We start from the raw sequence: 3,401 nt of genomic DNA, 5'->3' as shown, positions 1-3,401 counted from the left end.
CCAACCTCCGCGCGCTCGCCCCGGAGAACACCTTCGCGGCCTTCACCGCCTACATCACCAACCGCACCTTCGACTACGACTTCGAGCACCTCCCAATCACACCACCACACACCGATCTTGTTTAACTCCGGCCAGAGTTCGCCATGAACGTGAGGCCCGGCAAGGTGGCAACGGTCACCGCAGGCTACGCCCCCGACGGCCGCGTAATAGCGGGGCGTTCCGGGGGTGGTCGCTGTGCGGAGGATCATGTAATCGAACAGCTCGGTGTCAAACCGAGTGATGTGCAGTTCACCGAGGCCGTACGACCAAGATTCGTACAGGCTGAGGCTCAGGGAAAACCGCACCCTGATGTGGAGATCAAGATCTGCCCCAGGTGTCAGGGAAAGTACTCCAGGGACCAGTTCCCTGATAACGTCAAACACGAAAGAGGAGGCCCGTGGGATGAAGGATCACAAAGTTGACTGGGCGGGGCTGCGCGTCAGGGACGGTGTGGGGATGGATCCCGGCCCTATCAGGGACATGCTGCGCGCACCGGACTCAGGGTCGGGCGATGAGGCGTACTGGCGGATCGAGGGTACGGCGTTCTACTCCCACGAGCTTGAGGAGGCGAGTGAGCCGCTCACACAGATCCTGATCGACGCGGTGTGCGACGGGGACGGCACGCCTCTGGGGCTCATGCACGCCACGGACATGCTCGTGGAGATCACCTGCGGCTACACCTCCCCCCACGAGGAGGAGGCCGGCAGTGCCGGTCTGGCCGACCGGTGCCGGGCCATCGTGCGCCACCGCCTGCCCTGCCTGTACCGGCTGGTGGACGACACCACCGACGACATCGTGCTGTCGCACCTCATCTGGATCGTGGGCCAGGTGGAGGACGACACCACCGCACGACGCGCCTTCCTGGAGAAGGTCTCTCACAGAGAGCTGGGAAAGCCGAGCAGGAACGCACTGCACTGGTGCCTCGTGGAGGAGTACGGCCAGGACCACCAGAAAGGAGACCAGGACCCGGAGCACTCCGAACCACACTGATGGTGCTGCGGCAGGATACGGGCGGCGGGCCCCTGCAAGGCGGCAGCCGGTGGTGGCAGGGCTCCGACGGCCCTCTTCGTCGACGCTGAGTCGCGATCTGCGCCCCGGCGGGCCGGCCCGGGCTTGGTGTCATCTTCTGCTGGGTCGTCGCGGGGATGACTGCGTGATCCTTTGCCTCCGATGGCTGCCGGGGCGTCATCTCCCGCGGTGCGGCGCCGTCGCCTCCTGGGGCCCGGCCCGCGGCAGCTGGCCTGGACGGGGGCGCCACCGGCGACCAGGTCGCCTCCTGGGACCCCGCCACCGGGCAGACGGTGCCCGCCACCGTCGAGCAGGTCTTCGTCCACCACGACGTGCCCACCCTGCGCCTCACCACCACCAGCGGTACCATCACCACCACCAACCAACCCATCCTCGTCCACAACGACGGAACCGGAGGATGCGGAACCACAGGCAAAACACCAGAAGATGAACAGACATCTTTGCGGGCTCTTGCCAGGCAAGTGAGAACTGCTGGCGATCATGAAGCGGCAATAAACCGGAGGACATTCGCCGTCGGAGAGGATAGCGCCGGAAAGCTCTACGTGGGATCGAGTAATGAATTTGACAAAGGACAGGCAGATATGGCAGAAGAACTTGGCTTAACCCGGGTCCCGTCAAGACGGGACAAGGAAAATGGAGGCAGACGGATGCACGCCGAGGAGAACCTCGTTGCCGTCGTGCCCGATCTGAAAAGGATGGGGACGGATGTGCGGATGCCGTGTGACGGGACTCGCCCGCGCGATCACAACTGCGAAGGCCTACTGCACTCGCACGGCATTGAAATTGAGAGGTAACACTATGACCGCATACGACGATCTCATTGACCGTTTGGCCGACAGGATAAATAGTCTTCCCCCTCGTAGGCAAGCCATTTTCTTTTGGCGTTCAGCCGAGGCGATCGCCCTTTACTCGGATGCAAACTCTCTCGACACAGAGGAGCGGGTGGCGACAGAGTTGGCCTTGCGTGAGACAAAATACATTGTATTGAACTGGGGCGAAGAGCATGTGAAGGAAATCGCGGCATCAGTAAGGGCGCTTCTCGATAGGCCTCAGCCGGAATATAGCATCTCGATTGAATGTGCGTGGATGTGCCTAGGCTGCGTTGCACGCATTGCGTGCAACGACACGTATCGTCCAGGAATATCAGTAGAAATTGTTATTCGGCCGTCGATAGCCGCAGTAAGTGAGGAAATGTTTGGAGTGTATCAGATCGGAAGCGGCCCGGACGAGGAACGTCAGATCACCTTGATTCTCGCCAATCCTGAAGTCAAAGGAGCTGTACGTTATTGTCAGCGGGCCATTGCGACGCTCGAATCAAACGAACGGGACGAACTGGCGATGGAAATGCTTAAGCGAGAAGCACCAGCGCTCGTCCCCGCGAATAACATATAAATAACCGCAGCCTGGACTGCTGAGCGCGTCTCTGGCACTCCTGAAAACCGTGTTTCACGGCTGCTCGATGGCGGCGTGCGTGGATGACACGACCCTGTTGAATTCTTTCTCCCATGGCAGGCGCTTTCCGTAGGGAGTCTTCTTGACGGAGGTCAGCGCGCCGTGGGCAGTGTAGGCGGTATCGGCTATCCAGTCAGCCCCGGCCAGGATCTGTGGAGTGAGTGGTTTTTCTCGGACAGTGGGGGCCCGGTGTTCTGGTGGGGGGACAGGGTGGGAGTGTGTTGAGAGCGTGGTGCTCGGATGAGCTCGGGGTTGCGGGTTGTGCGTGAGATCGCGGGCGAAGGGGTCGGAGGATCGTGTCGGTGTCTGCTTGTCAGTGGTCTGCCGGCCCGGAGGAGTGGTGAGCTGGGTGGGCGGGTAGTGCAGGGATCATTCCGCCGCCCAGGGGTGAGGAGGGTTTCCGCGGCGAGTCGGCTGAGACCCGGGGGGCTGCGCGCCGAGCTGCGCAACGCCAGGAGTGGCGGTGCGAGCTGTCTGAAAAAAGCAGTGGGGTATGGCTATGGCTGGAATCAAACAAAATGGCATTCTGGGGAGGCTGCTGCGGGATTCCTGGTTGGCGTCTGCGGAGCATCTGGCATAGGACTGCCTCGTGCGGATCGGCATGACGGACGAGGAGCGGGACATCCTCATCAGGTGGAAGAAGCGTTCGGGCGCCCTGCAAGCCGGCGGGGGCTGAGGGCGGAGGCGGTTGTGTGCGCTGCCCGCGGCGTTGGCCTGGATACTGTCGCGGAGATGGTCGAGCGGGCCGAGGGGACGGTACGCGAGTGGCTGTCGCGGTGGCGGCAGGGCCAGGCTGGGCCCTCGTGGTAACCGGTCACGCCGTGGGCGGGAGCGCGGCGAGGCTCAAGCGGGCGCAGAAGGGAGGAGCTGGAGGAGACCCT

General features: G+C 62.6%; 4 protein-coding genes. All 4 read left to right on the top strand.

Features of this window, described 5'->3' with window-relative positions:
* Positions 1-441 precede the first annotated feature (441 nt).
* The 4 genes from O145_RS15110 (at position 442) to O145_RS19785 (ending at position 3,330) form a co-directional block, all read left to right on the top strand.
* Positions 442-1,029, top strand: a complete 588-nt coding sequence (locus O145_RS15110) for a hypothetical protein (protein ID WP_043564484.1) — start codon at positions 442-444, stop codon at positions 1,027-1,029.
* 311 nt (positions 1,030-1,340) lie between these two features.
* Positions 1,341-1,862 (top strand): hypothetical protein, encoded by a 522-nt coding sequence (locus tag O145_RS18525; RefSeq protein ID WP_156966825.1) that lies wholly within the window; start codon positions 1,341-1,343, stop codon positions 1,860-1,862.
* 4 nt (positions 1,863-1,866) lie between these two features.
* Positions 1,867-2,460 carry a hypothetical protein gene (locus O145_RS18520; RefSeq protein WP_156966824.1) on the top strand — a complete coding sequence of 198 codons (594 nt, stop codon included), beginning with the start codon at positions 1,867-1,869 and terminating at the stop codon, positions 2,458-2,460.
* Positions 2,461-2,760: 300 nt separating this feature from the next.
* Positions 2,761-3,330, top strand: a complete 570-nt coding sequence (locus tag O145_RS19785) for a helix-turn-helix domain-containing protein (RefSeq protein WP_324252511.1) — start codon at positions 2,761-2,763, stop codon at positions 3,328-3,330.
* The last annotated feature ends 71 nt before the right edge of the window (positions 3,331-3,401 follow it).

Source organism: Actinomyces israelii DSM 43320 (genome assembly GCF_000711965.1).
Taxonomy (GTDB): Bacteria; Actinomycetota; Actinomycetes; order Actinomycetales; family Actinomycetaceae; genus Actinomyces; species Actinomyces israelii.
Note: the sequence above shows the minus strand (reverse complement) of the source record. Positions and strands in the feature narration are given on the sequence as shown.